Annotated in this window: 11 protein-coding genes and 5 pseudogenes; 7 read left to right on the top strand and 9 right to left on the bottom strand. The window is 60.5% G+C overall.

The annotated features are described in order from the left end of the window. Window positions 1–107 precede the first annotated feature (107 nt). Window positions 108–338, bottom strand: a pseudogene (locus FJ953_RS30125) (AAA family ATPase); the annotation flags it as partial. Window positions 339–759: 421 nt separating this feature from the next. On the opposite strand from FJ953_RS30125, the gene FJ953_RS30120 reads away from it, so the two are divergent. Both FJ953_RS30120 and FJ953_RS30115 read left to right on the top strand, forming a co-directional pair. Beyond that, window positions 760–1,110 (top strand): antitoxin Xre/MbcA/ParS toxin-binding domain-containing protein, encoded by a 351-nt coding sequence (locus tag FJ953_RS30120; RefSeq protein ID WP_140525833.1) that lies wholly within the window; start codon window positions 760–762, stop codon window positions 1,108–1,110. A gap of 8 nt (window positions 1,111–1,118) precedes the next feature. Next, complete coding sequence (locus FJ953_RS30115) at window positions 1,119–1,616, top strand: RES family NAD+ phosphorylase (RefSeq protein ID WP_140525832.1); 498 nt, start codon at window positions 1,119–1,121, stop codon at window positions 1,614–1,616. A gap of 81 nt (window positions 1,617–1,697) precedes the next feature. Here FJ953_RS30115 and FJ953_RS30110 read toward each other — a convergent pair. From FJ953_RS30110 to FJ953_RS30100, 3 genes and pseudogenes are all read right to left on the bottom strand, one after another. Next, window positions 1,698–2,003: pseudogene (locus FJ953_RS30110) on the bottom strand (hypothetical protein); the annotation flags it as partial. Window positions 2,004–2,097: 94 nt separating this feature from the next. Beyond that, on the bottom strand, window positions 2,098–2,280 hold the full coding sequence (locus FJ953_RS30105) for a hypothetical protein (RefSeq protein WP_140525831.1): 183 nt from the start codon (window positions 2,278–2,280) through the stop codon (window positions 2,098–2,100). Window positions 2,281–2,644: 364 nt separating this feature from the next. Continuing rightward, window positions 2,645–3,156 (bottom strand): annotated as a pseudogene (locus tag FJ953_RS30100) (DUF2243 domain-containing protein). Between the two features lie 156 nt (window positions 3,157–3,312). Between FJ953_RS30100 and nadE the strand changes: the two are divergent. Next, complete coding sequence (gene nadE, locus FJ953_RS30095; protein ID WP_140525830.1) at window positions 3,313–4,152, top strand: ammonia-dependent NAD(+) synthetase; 840 nt, start codon at window positions 3,313–3,315, stop codon at window positions 4,150–4,152. Between the two features lie 242 nt (window positions 4,153–4,394). On the opposite strand, the gene FJ953_RS30090 is transcribed toward nadE, so the two are convergent. Next, window positions 4,395–5,324 (bottom strand): hypothetical protein, encoded by a 930-nt coding sequence (locus tag FJ953_RS30090; protein WP_224684577.1) that lies wholly within the window; start codon window positions 5,322–5,324, stop codon window positions 4,395–4,397. Window positions 5,325–5,705: 381 nt separating this feature from the next. On the opposite strand from FJ953_RS30090, the gene FJ953_RS30085 reads away from it, so the two are divergent. Together FJ953_RS30085 and glf are read left to right on the top strand one after the other, a co-directional pair. Beyond that, window positions 5,706–6,878: a glycosyltransferase gene (locus FJ953_RS30085; protein ID WP_140525829.1), complete on the top strand. Its 1,173-nt coding sequence runs from the start codon at window positions 5,706–5,708 to the stop codon at window positions 6,876–6,878. Between the two features lie 2 nt (window positions 6,879–6,880). Then, the gene (glf, locus tag FJ953_RS30080; protein ID WP_140501399.1) at window positions 6,881–8,023 is read left to right on the top strand and encodes a UDP-galactopyranose mutase; all 1,143 of its coding nucleotides are present in this window, start codon (window positions 6,881–6,883) and stop codon (window positions 8,021–8,023) included. 73 nt (window positions 8,024–8,096) lie between these two features. On the opposite strand, the gene FJ953_RS30075 is transcribed toward glf, so the two are convergent. Next, the gene (locus FJ953_RS30075; RefSeq protein ID WP_224684575.1) at window positions 8,097–9,275 is read right to left on the bottom strand and encodes a beta-glucosidase; all 1,179 of its coding nucleotides are present in this window, start codon (window positions 9,273–9,275) and stop codon (window positions 8,097–8,099) included. Between the two features lie 369 nt (window positions 9,276–9,644). Here FJ953_RS30075 and FJ953_RS30070 point away from each other — a divergent pair, with 369 nt between their 5' ends. Continuing rightward, complete coding sequence (locus tag FJ953_RS30070) at window positions 9,645–10,490, top strand: SIR2 family protein (RefSeq protein WP_140525835.1); 846 nt, start codon at window positions 9,645–9,647, stop codon at window positions 10,488–10,490. Window positions 10,491–10,717: 227 nt separating this feature from the next. Continuing rightward, window positions 10,718–11,599: a manganese catalase family protein gene (locus FJ953_RS30065; protein ID WP_140525828.1), complete on the top strand. Its 882-nt coding sequence runs from the start codon at window positions 10,718–10,720 to the stop codon at window positions 11,597–11,599. A gap of 169 nt (window positions 11,600–11,768) precedes the next feature. Here the strand turns inward: FJ953_RS30065 and FJ953_RS30060 are convergent, their stop codons facing one another. From FJ953_RS30060 to FJ953_RS30050, 3 genes and pseudogenes are all read right to left on the bottom strand, one after another. Continuing rightward, window positions 11,769–12,248, bottom strand: a complete 480-nt coding sequence (locus FJ953_RS30060; RefSeq protein ID WP_140501403.1) for a DUF2269 family protein — start codon at window positions 12,246–12,248, stop codon at window positions 11,769–11,771. Beyond that, window positions 12,248–13,532: pseudogene (locus FJ953_RS30055) on the bottom strand (SDR family oxidoreductase). Before FJ953_RS30055 ends, FJ953_RS30060 begins: the two are co-directional and overlap by 1 nt. Beyond that, window positions 13,529–13,984: pseudogene (locus FJ953_RS30050) on the bottom strand (hypothetical protein); the annotation flags it as partial. The pseudogenes FJ953_RS30050 and FJ953_RS30055, both read right to left, overlap by 4 nt.

Below are 13,984 nucleotides of genomic sequence, written 5' to 3'. Positions count from 1 at the left end.
CAGACCTACCTACCAGCTCACAATGCCCGCTTCGCCAGGCCGGCCGCGGTCGAGGACAGCGCCTTTGTCGCCGCAGATCCGCAACAACTGGCCCAGATCCTGTGCAACGCCATCTGCCTCGACGCAACCATTCCGGCCTCGTCCATCACGAAAACGGTCTTGCCGTCGAGGAGGTCAGTACCCCTCCCCCACCGAAGCTCCCATGACGCCAATGTGCGCGCCGCGATTGCCGCTTCCTTTTCCAGGCCTTCGGCCGCCTTGCCGGCGAGCGCCCCACCAACGACGCGAAAACCTTCGCGTTCCCAAGCCTCCCGTGCCGCTTTCAGCGCGCTGGTTTTTGCGGGCTGGACTTGGAACGTCGCGCCTTGTCGGGGGTTGCCCTTCAGCGCGCGCGGATCGACAAATTTCAGTTCCATGGAAATGCTCCTTACGGGGTTGCCGGACACAGCCCGTCGCTGCGTCCTTTCTCGTCTTCTTCTCGAAGACACCCCCCGGCCCGCGGAGCGAGCGGGCCGGTGCAACTGCGGCCGAGCATCCCTGCCCGGCAGGACAAGCGGGGCTAACAGCCCTGCGAAGGACGACGTGGCCGGGATCGCGAGCGGCGCGGTTGAGCGCAAGCGTCAGCGGTCCGCTCGATCTGCGAGCAGGTTTTCCCCTCCCCTTCCTTCTCAGCCTTCTTCCCAAATTTGGATTGAACCCCGCTATTCTGACGCTATATTGCGTCATAATTATTGACATACAGGAATGGAGGTAAGCGTCATGGGACTTGCCCAATATGCTGACGGCGGACTTTTTTCACCGCGCAAAATCGCAGACGCCTTGCGTACTACCAGCGAGGAGATCGCCCGAACCGCCGGTCTCGGAAAGGATGCCATCCAGCGCAAGGACCGCATTGGCTCGGACAAGACGCAGCGACGGCTGCGCGAGATGTCGGAGATCGTCAACAAGGTCGAGCCCCGCTTCGGCTCGGCGCTGATGGCCTATGCCTGGTATCGCTCCGAGCCCCTGCCCGGCTTTTCCGGCCTGACCGCGATGCAACTGGTCCGTGATGGGCGCGCCGATGACGTGCTCGACTATATCGACGCGGTCGACGCCGGCGTTCACGCCTGATCCGGTCGATGCATTTCAAGGGGGAACTCTATCGGGCGCTGAATCCGATCTATGCACGCGAGCGGATGTCTGGCCGTGGCGCGGAGCTTTACGGTGGCCGTTTCAACCGGAAAGGAACGCAAGCGCTCTATATGTCCTTGTCGGTCATGACGGCGTTGCGCGAAGCCAATCGGGCCGGCAGTTTGCAGCCGACGACACTCGTGTCTTATGATGCGGATATCGAGGCGGTTTTTGACAGCCGCGACCATGAGCGCCTGCGTGCGGAGGGGATGGATGCGGCGGGGCTCGCCGGTACGACTTGGCGCGATCAGATGAAAGCAACCGGAGAGGCGAAGACGCAAGCCTTCGCACGAAGACTTGTCGCGGCTGGCTATCATGGATTGCTCGTCAGAAGCTTCGCCCCCGGAGCGACGGAGGACGGCCTTAATCTCGTCCTCTGGACATGGAGCGATGTGGCGCCCTGCCGTCTCACCCTGATCGACGATGAAAACCGCCTGTCGCGATAGCGGCGATCGAGGACAGCCGGTTATGGTTAACAAGAAGAAAGGCCGGCCACGCCGCGAGGCGTGACCGGCCAGCACATTCGATCAGGCGGCAATTGCGTCGGTCGCCCCGGCACCTTCAATATCCGTCGCCAGTGCCGCCTCCACCTCAGCAAGCTGCCGCCGCTTGTCGGCCAATTCACCCGCGAAGGCGAACTCGGCACTATCATCCCGGGACTGGTACGACGCAAGCCGGCGGCGGGCGTCGGCGAGGCGCTGGCGATAGCGCTCGCGCTCTCCTTCGAAATCGTCGAGCGCGTGCTTGAGGCGCGAAATCGCTCCGAGCGGCGTGACCGTCATGGCAAGCTCGATTTCGGAATCGGCACCGGTGCGCATCAGCGTGGTGCTATAGAGGCCGTTGACCTCGTCGTCATTGCCGGGGCGTGTACGCGGCGAAGCCTCACTTGCGCCCTGTCGGGCGCAAGTGGCAGGCAACGATCCCCTCTTAGTGAGCCGGGCGGTACTCGTAAGGATCGTATTCGTGGACCACCGTGCCCTTGTCACCGTCATATTCGCTCGACACCATGACGCCGAACTCGCCATCGACTTGGAAGAGCGTGACCGGGACCATCAAGGTCTGCGCGAGATTGAAGGCATGGTGCTGAGCAAGGGTGAAATTGTGCGACATCGTTTGGCTCCCGTCTTTGGGCGGGGTCCATCCCCGCTCGACAGGCGCCCGACGTGTTCAGGGCATGGCCGCGGTCACCTTGAAGGCGCAGCCGCAGAGGTCGCACGCTTGCGTAGCGAACCCCTTGCGGGTTGATTGTGGAAGGCCAGGACCTGAACCAGGAAAGCCGGACATGAGAGCGGGATTGCACCTCCTCAATGGCGGCCGCCCTGTCCCCCGTCTCACACTCCTTCACGTGCTCGCCCGAGAGCCGTTCATACCGAGCCCGTTCGCCTTCAGTTCCCCGCGTTCTCGAGAGGCCTACAACATCGCTGCTACAATCCGGTTCCAAGGCATCCTGAAATAAGCGCTAGAGTCCAACGCTTCATAGCTGCCACAGCCAGGATTTCCGCTTGCCGTTTGACAAGGCCCACCCGCCGAGCAGCATCAGCGCACCCCAAATCAAACAACCCGCGGTCCCAATAGACCCACTGGGACCGCGGGACGGTTTCGTTGACATGGTGTGTGCCGAGAAGCTGGTGATCGTCCACTCCCTCGACCAGGTTGAATATGCCAAAGCCCATGAGCATCGTTGCAAGTAGCAACTTTCCTGACCACCCGAGATGAGGTTGGCGCGCCGCACGCCATAGCACAATGAGACCTAATGCGACGAACACGTATGTGCCGGCGTGGAACCAGCCATCGAGGGACGTGTTGAACCGAAGGTTCTCAAGATTGCGGCGGGATAGCCGGCTGGTCGCCATATGATGCCACTGGAGCAACTGATGCAGAACGATTCCCTCGAAGAACCAGCCTGAGCCCGAGCAGGATTCCGGCCGAGGTCGGGAACCTGTGAGGCTCTTCGTCGCTGTTCCTTTTTCTCCTAAGGGGACCCAACGTCGAGCCCGCCAATGTACATCACCGTTTTTGCGCTACCGGCGCGTCATCATCGCTTTTTGAGAACCGCTTCAGCTGGCAGACCGAGACGGTGACCGCCACCGACCTTGTGGTATGCGACTGGACAGAACGCTATGATGTCAGGAGCAACTTCGCATGACCGACCAACAACTGATTATAGGAGCATTGGGAGTCTCGTCCAGTTTTGACGTCGCGCTTGAAACGCGCCGACGCATCGATTTTCTCGGCACCTATCTGCGTGCCTCGAATCTCAACACCTACGTTCTGGGCGTAAGCGGTGGCGTAGATTCGCTTGCTGCCGCTCTTCTTGCGCAACGGGCCGTGGAGGAACTGCGAACGGCAGGATATGAGGCCAGATTCCTGGCCGTTCGGCTTCCATACGGCTTACAGGCCGACGAGAGCGACGCGCAGCGGGCACTGGATACAATACAAGCAGACGAAGTGCGCCGGGTCGACATCAAGCCCGCCGCCGACGCGATGCTGGATTCGATCAAGCTTGCGGGCACCGACCTCGGCGATGCCGGCGGAGAGGACTTTTTGCTTGGCAACATCAAGGCTCGTGAGCGGATGATTGCCCAGTTTGCGCTTGCCGGCGCCACCCGAGGGCTGGTCATCGGTACCGATCATGCGGCCGAAGCACTGATGGGTTTCTTCACCAAGTTCGGCGACGGTGCTGCCGACATCCTTCCTCTTTCCGGGTTGAACAAGCGTAGGGTTCGCGCCTTGGCGGCGCATCTGGGCGCTCCGCCTCAATTAGTTGCCAAGATTCCGACTGCCGACCTGGAGAACCTAATTCCGCTTCGCCCGGACGAAGATGCCTATGGCGTAACTTACGATCAAATCGACGATTTCCTTGAAGGTCGGGAGATCGACGAAGCAGCGCGCACGCGCATATTTCAAGCGCACGCCGGCACCGCACACAAGCGCGCGCTTCCAGTGGCGCCCGTCGCCTCGTCCGGTCCATCACGACAGTAGCCGGACTCTCGGGATGGATGCTCACTATTGCTGCGACCGCCGCCAGATCTTCCACGTCCGATCCGACAGCGTCAGGTGCCGAATCCCGCCCTCGGGCTCACTTGGATTCAGCGAATAAGTTGAGCCGTCCTATCGCGCGCAATGCATCGGCCGTCGGCCCCGAGGGCGACTCTCGATCGAAACGAGCACTGCGTAGGGACGGTTGTCCGTCGCGGTGATGGCGCCTTTCCGGGCGCGCTGGGTTAAGCGACGTTTGAAAAAATCTGCTGATCCAGGTCGCACGTGGCCAGCCCATAGCGCCACCTGTGATTCGTTGCCTCGCGCCGGCTCTGATAGAACAGCGTCAGTTGCCGGCCCTCTATCATCACAGTCGAGTGCCCGTTCTCTCCCGGCTCGCCCGGATCCAGCACTGGGCCGACGGACACGTAAGGTCCTTCGACGCGATCGGCAATTGCGAAGAATACACGCTGGCGGCTGCCGCGCGGCCCCTCGGGCAGGAAGCAGGTTGCATTGAGCAGCACGCGTCCATCCGGCAACTCGACCAGTTGAGCGCCTTCGATGCCCCATTCATAGTCGGGATGCTCGCGTGCGTTGTGATGCGGAACGTCCAGGTGGTCCAGGATCTTGCCAGCGCGCTTCCATGGTCCGAACCAGGAGTCGGACTGGCTGCGTGCGAGATAGACGTCGGGTTGCGGGACCCTGCTGAATTTCGGCATTCCCGAGTAGACGATGTAGCGCTTGCCGCCGATGACCGCCGGATGGGGATCGTAGATGCCATCTTCATCGGTGTCCGGCAGGGATAATATCGCCGACGTCAAAACAACCCAGTGGAAACCATCATTAGACACCGCATGCTCGCACCGCCCACCCGACTTCATGAATTCGGTCTGGATGAACATGTGGAAAACCCCGCCTTCGTGGATGACACCGGGCGCCGCCACACCCGAGCCGGTGATCGGCAAGGCGATCGGTTCATGCTCGGTCCAGGGGCCACGCGGATCCGGCGCTGTGGCGTGCAGTATCTTCCATTCCTCGCTCGTGACGGTGCCGCTCGATCCGAACATGTGCCAGAGCGTTCCGTCGAATACGGGACAAGGATCTTTCAGGTCGTCCACCTGCTGCGGGTGAAACAACGGAAAGACGTGCGTTTCAAAATTGATCTGCATGTCCATAAACCTCGACAGCCTCTCTCAGCTTCCGACACCCAGGTCCAAACAAACTGATTCGAGGCGCTCTTATTCTAGCAGCGTCGGCTAACACGTGTCGATTTTCCCACAGGCCTTCAACAGCTCGAGGAGTGACAAAGCGCCACGTTAGGGCGCCGTGGTCCCAATTCCAGCGGATCTCGTGCCGCATTCGGACCGCCCGCGAAGCAGTCGAGCGGCCCTACCTCTGATCGTTGAGGCCGATGATCGGCCACGCAAATCAATTAATACCGCGGGAACAACTTACTAAATCGAAAGTTAGATGGAACTGAAAGCATCAGGCAGGAGTGTCGAAAATTAACCTAGGTTAATTCTTCGAGACTTGACTCGTATTAAAAGGGAAAATATATGGAAATCGCGCCGGCAAAAACAAAAAAAATCACGTCTATTGCGTACAATGCAGTAGTTATCTGCTTTTCACATCTCCGATGGAATTTTGTATTTCAAAGGCCACAGCACCTCCTGACCCTCGCCGCCCGGCAGCAACAGGTAATTTACTTCGAAGAACCAGCCTTCGAAGATGTCCGCGGTCCCTTCATGCGCGTGAACGACGTAGCTCCGGCAATCAGGGTTGTCACGCCGGTCGTCCCGCTTGGAACATCCGCGACAAAGGTGGACGCCATCCAGCGAAGCTTCGTCAATGAACTCGTCGCACCCGTTCCTCATGACCGGCTGATTGCGTGGTATTACACGCCAATGGCGCTGCGCTTCAGCAGTCATCTGCGCTGCAATGTGTGTGTCTACGATTGCATGGATGAGTTGTCCGCCTTCCGCGACGCGCCCGCGGAACTGGCACAGCTGGAAAGAGCGCTGTTCCGCCGTGCCGATCTGGTCTTCACGGGCGGGCAAAGCCTCTATGAGGCAAAGCGCAGTCAGCATCGTTCGATCTTTGCGTTTCCAAGCAGCATCGACGCTGCTCATTTCAACATGGCGAGAGAGGGGGGCGAGGAACCATCCGACCAGGCAGCCATTCCCCATCCAAGGGTTGGCTATTTCGGCGTGATCGACGAACGGCTCGACATCGCCCTTGTTGGCCAGACGGCTGCCGCGATGCCCGACATCCAGTTCGTCATGCTTGGGCCGGTGGTCAAGATCGATCCGGCGACCCTGCCACGGGCAGACAATTTGCATTGGCTCGGGCCCAAGAACTATGCCGACCTGCCGAGCTATCTTCGTCATTGGGCAGTCGGTTGGATGCCGTTCGCGCTCAACGAGGCAACGCGATACATCAGCCCAACCAAGACACCCGAGTTTCTTGCGGCCGGACTGCCCGTGATCTCCACCGCGATCGTTGATGTCGTTCGCACCTACGGTGCGGCTGGTCTCGTCGAGATCGTCGACGCCGACGACATTGCGACCAAGCTTCGCTGCATGCTTGCCCGCCCCAGAGACCTGCAGGTGAGGGCAGTTGATGCCTATCTCGCCGACAAGTCGTGGGAACGCACTTGGGATGCCATGACCTCACACATCCACGGTGTCCAGGCGATGAAAACTGTCGTTCCGCTGCGCAGGAGAGCCTGACGATGTTCGACTGGCTGATCGTCGGAGCCGGCTTTGCCGGCAGCGTGCTTGCCGAGCGCATTGCATCGCAACGCCGCGAAAGTGTCCTGCTCATAGACCGCAGAAATCATGTCGGCGGCAACGCCTATGACTGCTACGACGAAGCGGGACTCCTGATCCATCGCTATGGTCCCCACATCTTCCACACCAACGCGCAATCCATCGTCGACTATCTGTCGCAGTTCACGGCGTGGCGGCCCTACGAACATCGCGTCCTCTCTTCGGTAGACGGCAAACTGCTGCCCATCCCGATCAATCTCGACACGATCAATCGTCTCTACGGACTTGATCTCACCTCCGAACAACTGGAAGAATTTTTCGCTTCGCGACGAGAAACGGTGGAGGAGGTCCGAACCGCCGAAGACGTGGTGGTCAGCACCGTGGGCAGGGAACTCTACGAAAAATTCTTTCGCGGCTATACTCGCAAACAATGGGGCGTGGATCCGTCCCAACTGAGTAAATCCGTAACGGCACGGGTGCCGACCCGCACCACCCGCGACGACCGCTATTTTGGCGATACGTTCCAGAACATGCCCGCCGGCGGCTATACGCGGATGTTCGAGCGGATGCTGGACAGGCCTGAAATCAAGGTGATGCTGCAGACCGACTATGGCGAGATACGCGACAAGATCGGCTTTCGGCAGCTGATCTATACTGGGCCGATTGATGAATATTTTGATTGGAGGCTCGGCCGTCTGCCTTACCGTTCCTTGCGGTTCGACCATGTGACAGTGGATTGCGAACAATTCCAGCCAGTGGCGGTGGTGAACTATCCGCAGACGGAAAACTACACCCGCGTCACGGAGTATAAGCATCTGACAGGCCAACGGCATCCGAAAACCAGCCTCACCTACGAATACCCGACCGATATAGGCGATCCCTATTATCCTGTTCCGAGAGCCGAAAACGAGGAGCTGTACAAACGCTACGAGGCAATGGCGGACGCCTGCCCAAACGTCTGGTTCGTTGGACGGCTAGCGACCTACCGTTATTACAACATGGATCAAGTGGTGGGTCAGGCCTTGGCCACATTCGCGAGGATACAGAAGACCCTGCCGGCCTCGGCTTCGTTGGAGGCGCCGACATTTGCTGTGCTCGCGCCGTAACCATTTGCCGGACGAAGCCGAACGCGATGCCGTTCTACCCGACAGGCCCATGCTGCACGCGTGATGGCCGGGCTTACGCGAACAGAAGGCGCTGGCGCGCCAGCTCGTCCGCAACTGGCTGCCGGATGCTGCGCGAACCATCCGCGTGCACGGTAGAAAACAAGCCGACTTCGGCGTGGCGGGAATTGTCCCAACCCGGATAGGCTGTCACGGGATAAATGCAAATGCCTTGGATGGGGACGCCCAGCTTCATCGCGGCGCGGACCTCATCGCAGACATAATGCAGCCATGCTGGCCCGGCGGATCCTTCGGACCCGGTTTCAGCAATGAACATCGGCTTGCGGAACCTGTGAGCGACCTCGAGCAACATCTCGGACAGCGCCTGATATTCATGGTGGCCCATGGGAATGGTCGGACCGTTTAGATACCATTGGTTGTGAGGATAAAAGTTCAGGCCAATCACGTCGACAAGATCTTGGCTGCCGCCCAGTTCAGGCTCGACCTGTCCCATCAGCATCTCATACGCCTCGAACTGACCTCGCCGGGCGTTCTGCGCGCGTTGCCGTTCCGCTCGGCTGCCGTCGCGAGGCGCGATATGGATCAGCGGCTCAGCCCAGACGAATCGACAGTCGGGGTCGGCCTGTCGCATTGCACGGATGCCCGCGACCGCTGCCTTAACGAGATGCCGTTTGAACCATCCGCGCTTCTTTGGGCCGACACGCGGGAAGTAGCCGACTTCGACGGCCCAGGCAAAGAACGAGATTTCGTTGATTGGACAAAGCAGCGGAGAGGTGCCCGTGAAGGAGCGATGGAACCGCACGGCCTCCGCGGCAAAAGCGGCGTAGGCGTCGATGAATTCCTGCGATCCCTGATCGATGTGATCGGGCGACCCGTAATGAAAAACATCCCAGATCACCTGCACGCCAACGGCACGAGCCGCTTCGATCATGGCCGCCCAACTCGACCAGTCATAGATGCCCGGCGCCGTTTCGATCAGGTGCCAGCGCAACCCGTCTCGGATCGTTCGAAGCCCGAGCTCGGCACAGCTCCGGTAGTCCGCCAAGGCATGGATGTTGTGCGAGGTAGCGCGAACAAGATCGAGCCGGACACCGTCGCTCCGCCTGTGGGAGGAACATTCAAAGCCGGCCATGAAGAAGCTTTCGAAGGTTCGGCCGACCGCTCGGTGTTGACCATCGTCTACCACATCCTGGACCGGGCCGGATCGTTCGGTGGGGGCCGGCCTGGCCATCATGCTCTCTCGCGGGTCTGGCGATTTGCCCGTAGCTCGTTACAGTTCACGGTGCTACGCGATTCGTCGACAGGATCGGCTTCAGGATGCCGACTGGCGCGAGCCTCTGCTTGGCTTCTGTCCTGCTCGTCCATGCCGCGCTTGGCTGTGTGCGGCCAGGCTAGCCTACCCGAGTGTGCCGGCTCCTTGATTGTCATTGATGCATTTCTCCGCTGGCGATCGGCGCCGGAGCTAAACCGCGAGCACAATGCTTTGTTCCGGCTGCGCCCGTTACGAACCCCATGCGGATGATTGTTCCCCGGCGCGTCGCAAACCCCACGGCGGGTCACCGCCTGCACGAGAATGGAACCGGCGACCGTCCCGGTAGTTGGGATGATTATCGGTCGGAGGTTTGTCCATGCTTTCCCCATCGAGGAACTCGCGCGTTCCGTCAGGGAGCGGCGCGCGATCCTGTTCGTTGGGGCTGGCGTGTCAATGAGTGTCGGCCTGCCCTCCTGGCGTAAGCTCATCGATCATCTGGTCGAGGACCTGGGCATCGATGACGGCATCATCGCGCCGTCGGACGTCAGCTACCAGACCCTGGCGGAGTTCTACCGGTTGAAGCGGGGCACCATCGGACCGCTGCGAAGCTGGATGGATCGGAACTGGAGTGTCTCGCATGAGAAAGTGAGACGTTCGGAGATCCACCGCCTGATCGTGGCACTGGACTTCCCGATCATCTACACGACCAACTACGATCGCAACCTCGAGGTCGCCTTCGAAGTCCATAGCCGCGACTACGTGAAGGTGGCAAACGCAAAAGACATCGCCAAAGCCAGCAACGGGGTCACCCAGATCGTCAAATACCACGGCGACTTCGACGACGACTCCTCCCTCATTCTGGCCGAGACCGACTATTTCGACCGGCTGTCCTTCGATTCACCGCTGGATGTGAAATTCCGCGCGGATGCATTGGGGCGGACGATCCTTTTCATCGGCTACAGCATGTCGGATATGAACATTCGCCTGCTTTTGCACCGCCTGTGGCAGACCTGGAGGCTGTCCGGCTATGAGACCGACCGCCCCAGATCGTTCGTATTCATGCCTAGCCCGAGCGTCGTCCAGGAGGCGGTGCTGGGTCGATGGGGCATCGAAATGTTGAGCGAAGAGGCGGCTCAGCCTGAACAAGCGTTAGCAGCGTTTCTTTCCAAGCTGCTTGACGCCATGAGGGGTCCATGAGGGGGGACGAACCGGGCACCAGGGCCGCCTTGAGGGCGGGGTGAAGGCGATCACCCCGCGGGTCGCTTCATCTTGGTCTTGCGCCAAACAACCGCGCCCTGCCGAAGCGGATTGCACACGTTTCGCGCACGCGCGTCCAACTCGACATGGTCAGGATAAATACTGTCGAACAGAAGGAACATCTGGTTCTGCGGTCGGTTGGGCGAGATCAACGGAGATAATATGAGATGTTTTACACCGACAAGAAATTGCAATTCCCTGTGCGCGTGGAAACGCCCAGCCCGATCTTTGCTCGTGCTTTGCAGCAGGCGATCGGTGGCGTCGAAGGCGAGATACGAGTTGCGCTGCAGTACTTCTTCCAGGCCTGGGGCGCGCGCGGCCCAAGCAAGTATCGGGACCTGCTGCTGAACACCGCCACTGAGGAACTCGCCCACATCGAGATGCTCGCGACGGCCGTGGCGTTGAATCTGGAAGGGGCGCCGCTGTCTTTGCAAGAAGACATTTCAGCCGATACGATCGGCGGCTCCGTGTTGAACGGCATGAACTTCCGCCACATCCTTTCCACCGGACTCGCGGCATTGCCGGAAAATTCAAACGGCGTGCCCTTCAATGCTTCACACGTCTACGCCAGCGGCAATCTCGCCGCCGACATGATCGCCAATGTCACGGCGGAAAGCAGTGGCAGAGTGCTTGCCACACGCCTCTACAATATGACCGACGATCCCGGCATGAAGGAGATGCTGTCGTTCCTGATCGCCCGCGACACGATGCACCAGCAGCAATGGTTAGCAGCCATCGAGGACATGGGCGGGCTCGCGGCTTCACTGCCGGTTCCCAATTCCTTCCCCCAGGAACAGGAACTTCGCGACGTCAGCTATGCTTTCGTCAACTGTTTCGTCGACGGCGTGCCGCCGCCCGAGGGCCGTTGGTCGAGCGGCAAATCCATTGACGGCAACGGAGAGTTCACGACGGTCGCGGGCGAGCCGATGGGTGAGGAACCCATGCTTGGCTCCCCCCGCGTGGACAGCGGAGCACAGAGCGAACAGATCGGTTCTACCCGGGGCTCCAGTCGCGCCAGGGGGTCAGACGGTAACGGCGCTCGCGGCTAGTGTCATTCTCCAGCTTAGGCTGATGGCAACGCTTTCTCCCTCCAATCGTCGGAAAGCACCTATGGCGTCGCGCCTTCTGTTCAGGGTGAGAAGCCGTGTTGGTTCCCGAACTCACCACCTGGCCAAAGGACCTGCTGCCCATCAGTGGCCAGCGAAGCTCTTGTCACCGTCAATCGAACAAAACGATGAGGGGACGCGTGATCATGAGCCAGAAGATGGCGAGCACGGCGGCGAAGGCAGGAAAACCGAAGACAAACCACAACCGAAACAGCTTGTTGTACCGCTCCGGCGGCGGGTCGCCAGATGTGGCGGCGCGCGTCGCCAGATTGCGCATCTCCATCTGCATCCAAACGACCGGCAGCCAGAACAGGCCGGTCACGACATAGAGCACAATCGACAGCACGATCCATCCTTCCCTCAATGAATAGCCAGCCTGCCAGGCGAGGGCCACGCCGGTGATCGGCTGCGCGACGACGGCAGTCGCGGTAAAGAGGAAATCAGCGACAACCACGATGTGGGCAACTGCCGCGATTGTTGCGGCATTGCCGGTCCGGTGAGCGAGAAGCATGAAGAAGGCAATCCCCGCCCCTGTCCCAAGCAGCACGGCTGCGCCGATGACGTGCAGATATTTGACCACGAAATAAAGCATCAGCGCTCGTCCAAGATCGCCAGCGCAACGAAGTGCAAGGCGAGGATCGGCAGGATTTTCATCAGCGGGCCGAGTGGCTCGTTCCAGAGATCCGGGCGCAGGATGGTGCCGGCGATGGCGTAGGACAGCGAGATCGCGATCGCACCCCAAAGACCCGGGCGGCTTGTCGGCCGGAACGCGATCAGAGCGCCGACAGCCGCGTCGGCGATTGCACCGGCCACGACCGCGGCCTCGGCGTGGGGCGCCACCGCAGTGCCGATCAGCAGTTCGACGCCATTACGCCAGCCTGTCGTGAGCGAGATGATGCCGGTCATGATCCAGAAGAATGGCAGCACAACGAAGATCGCGGGCTTGATGAGATAGAGCCCGGCAAACCATCGCTCCTGGACCGTTGCCGGATCGGCCGCAAGTGCTGATGCGAGGCTTGCCGGGTGAATGCCTGTCGTCACAATCCAGGGCTGCGGATCACCGACAGCGCCTCGCGTGATTTCTTTTTTGCGCATTGCTGCGGATCGGCGGTCGCCAGCCGAGCCATCCAGCCAGATCGCCCAGACGATAGAGGCCTCTCGCCACCCAGCCGGGCAAGGTGAATATGGCTGCCTTCTTCCATCCAAACCACTGGCGGTAACGACTGACGAGCTCTGTCATGGTGAGCGCCTCCGGCCCCGCAAGCTCCAGCGTCAAGCGAGAAGGACTCGTGGGCAGGAGGAAGAAAAGAACGGTGGAGACAATGTCATCGAGCTGAACGACTTGCAGGCGACCGGTATTGGGCATGGCCGGCAACAATGGCAGCGCGGCTAGCCCACGCAACAATGCGCTTGCGCCAAAGACGCCGCGCCGCGCCACCGAGGGACGCAGGATCACCCAGCCGACATCGAGCGCCATCAATACCTTGTCGCCGGCCAGCTTGCTGGCGGAGAAGGCGGACAGCTGATCGCGGTCGACACCGATCGCCGAGAAATGGATGACCGTCTTGATGCCGGCCCGTTCGCAGGTCCTGAAGAGAGCGGAAGCGGCGATGGCATGGACCTCCTGAACCTTTTCCCGCGCGTTGTCCTGCAGAACGCCGGCGCAGTTGACGACGGCATCGACGCCTGAAAGAGGCGAACTCCAGTCCTCCGGTCGGACCGCCTCCGTCATGTCCAAAATGACGTCCGAACTTTTCGAAGAGCCGGCAGGTCGGGAGCGGCGGAGCACGCGCCGTACTTCGTGTCCCTCCGCCTCCAGGCGCGCGCATAGTGAGGCGCCTATCAAACCTGTAGCGCCGGTGACGAGGATCTTCATCCCGTGAGCCCGGCCTGCGGCGTCGCTCGAGCCGCCGGCGGCCTGTTTGCCGGCAGCACGCCTTGTTCGTCGAATCCCCATCTGTGGCAGGACCAGTACCATATCCGGTCGACCGGGTTCCAACCGTCGATGCAGCCGGCACTCGAACCGTCTGCCGCCTCGCTGATAGCGAGTTGCTCGCCATCATGGTTGATCACCCGGCCGTCGCCTGGGTCGATCTCATCGATCTCAACAGCTTTGGTGCGACGTTCGAACAGGAGCTGTCTTTTGCTCGACGCCGGTTCCGCGGACATAGGCGCGGCCGATGCTTGGTCAAGCGGCATGGGTTGCCGGACATCCATGACGGACCTCCTCGGCGTGATCCAGTGCGGATATCTAGAGCATTTCCTATTTTGGGAGAATCGTAGGATTCCCAAAACCGGATGTTTGTGATTCAAGATGCTGGCTGGATT

The sequence above is a fragment of the Mesorhizobium sp. B2-3-6 genome, assembly GCF_006442305.1.
GTDB lineage: Bacteria > Pseudomonadota > Alphaproteobacteria > Rhizobiales > Rhizobiaceae > Mesorhizobium.
This window is presented reverse-complemented; position numbering and strand designations above follow the sequence as displayed.

What these genes read in the sequence shown, in the direction of transcription:
- FJ953_RS30120 (WP_140525833.1), top strand. Translation starts at nt 760, where the DNA reads ATGGGACTTGCCCAATATGCTGACGGCGGACTTTTTTCACCGCGCAAA.
- FJ953_RS30115 (WP_140525832.1), top strand. Translation starts at nt 1,119, where the DNA reads ATGCATTTCAAGGGGGAACTCTATCGGGCGCTGAATCCGATCTATGCA.
- FJ953_RS30105 (WP_140525831.1), bottom strand. Translation starts at nt 2,280, where the DNA reads ATGTCGCACAATTTCACCCTTGCTCAGCACCATGCCTTCAATCTCGCG.
- nadE (WP_140525830.1), top strand. Translation starts at nt 3,313, where the DNA reads ATGACCGACCAACAACTGATTATAGGAGCATTGGGAGTCTCGTCCAGT.
- FJ953_RS30090 (WP_224684577.1), bottom strand. Translation starts at nt 5,324, where the DNA reads ATGGACATGCAGATCAATTTTGAAACGCACGTCTTTCCGTTGTTTCAC.
- FJ953_RS30085 (WP_140525829.1), top strand. Translation starts at nt 5,706, where the DNA reads ATGGAAATCGCGCCGGCAAAAACAAAAAAAATCACGTCTATTGCGTAC.
- glf (WP_140501399.1), top strand. Translation starts at nt 6,881, where the DNA reads ATGTTCGACTGGCTGATCGTCGGAGCCGGCTTTGCCGGCAGCGTGCTT.
- FJ953_RS30075 (WP_224684575.1), bottom strand. Translation starts at nt 9,275, where the DNA reads ATGATGGCCAGGCCGGCCCCCACCGAACGATCCGGCCCGGTCCAGGAT.
- FJ953_RS30070 (WP_140525835.1), top strand. Translation starts at nt 9,645, where the DNA reads ATGATTATCGGTCGGAGGTTTGTCCATGCTTTCCCCATCGAGGAACTC.
- FJ953_RS30065 (WP_140525828.1), top strand. Translation starts at nt 10,718, where the DNA reads ATGTTTTACACCGACAAGAAATTGCAATTCCCTGTGCGCGTGGAAACG.
- FJ953_RS30060 (WP_140501403.1), bottom strand. Translation starts at nt 12,248, where the DNA reads ATGCTTTATTTCGTGGTCAAATATCTGCACGTCATCGGCGCAGCCGTG.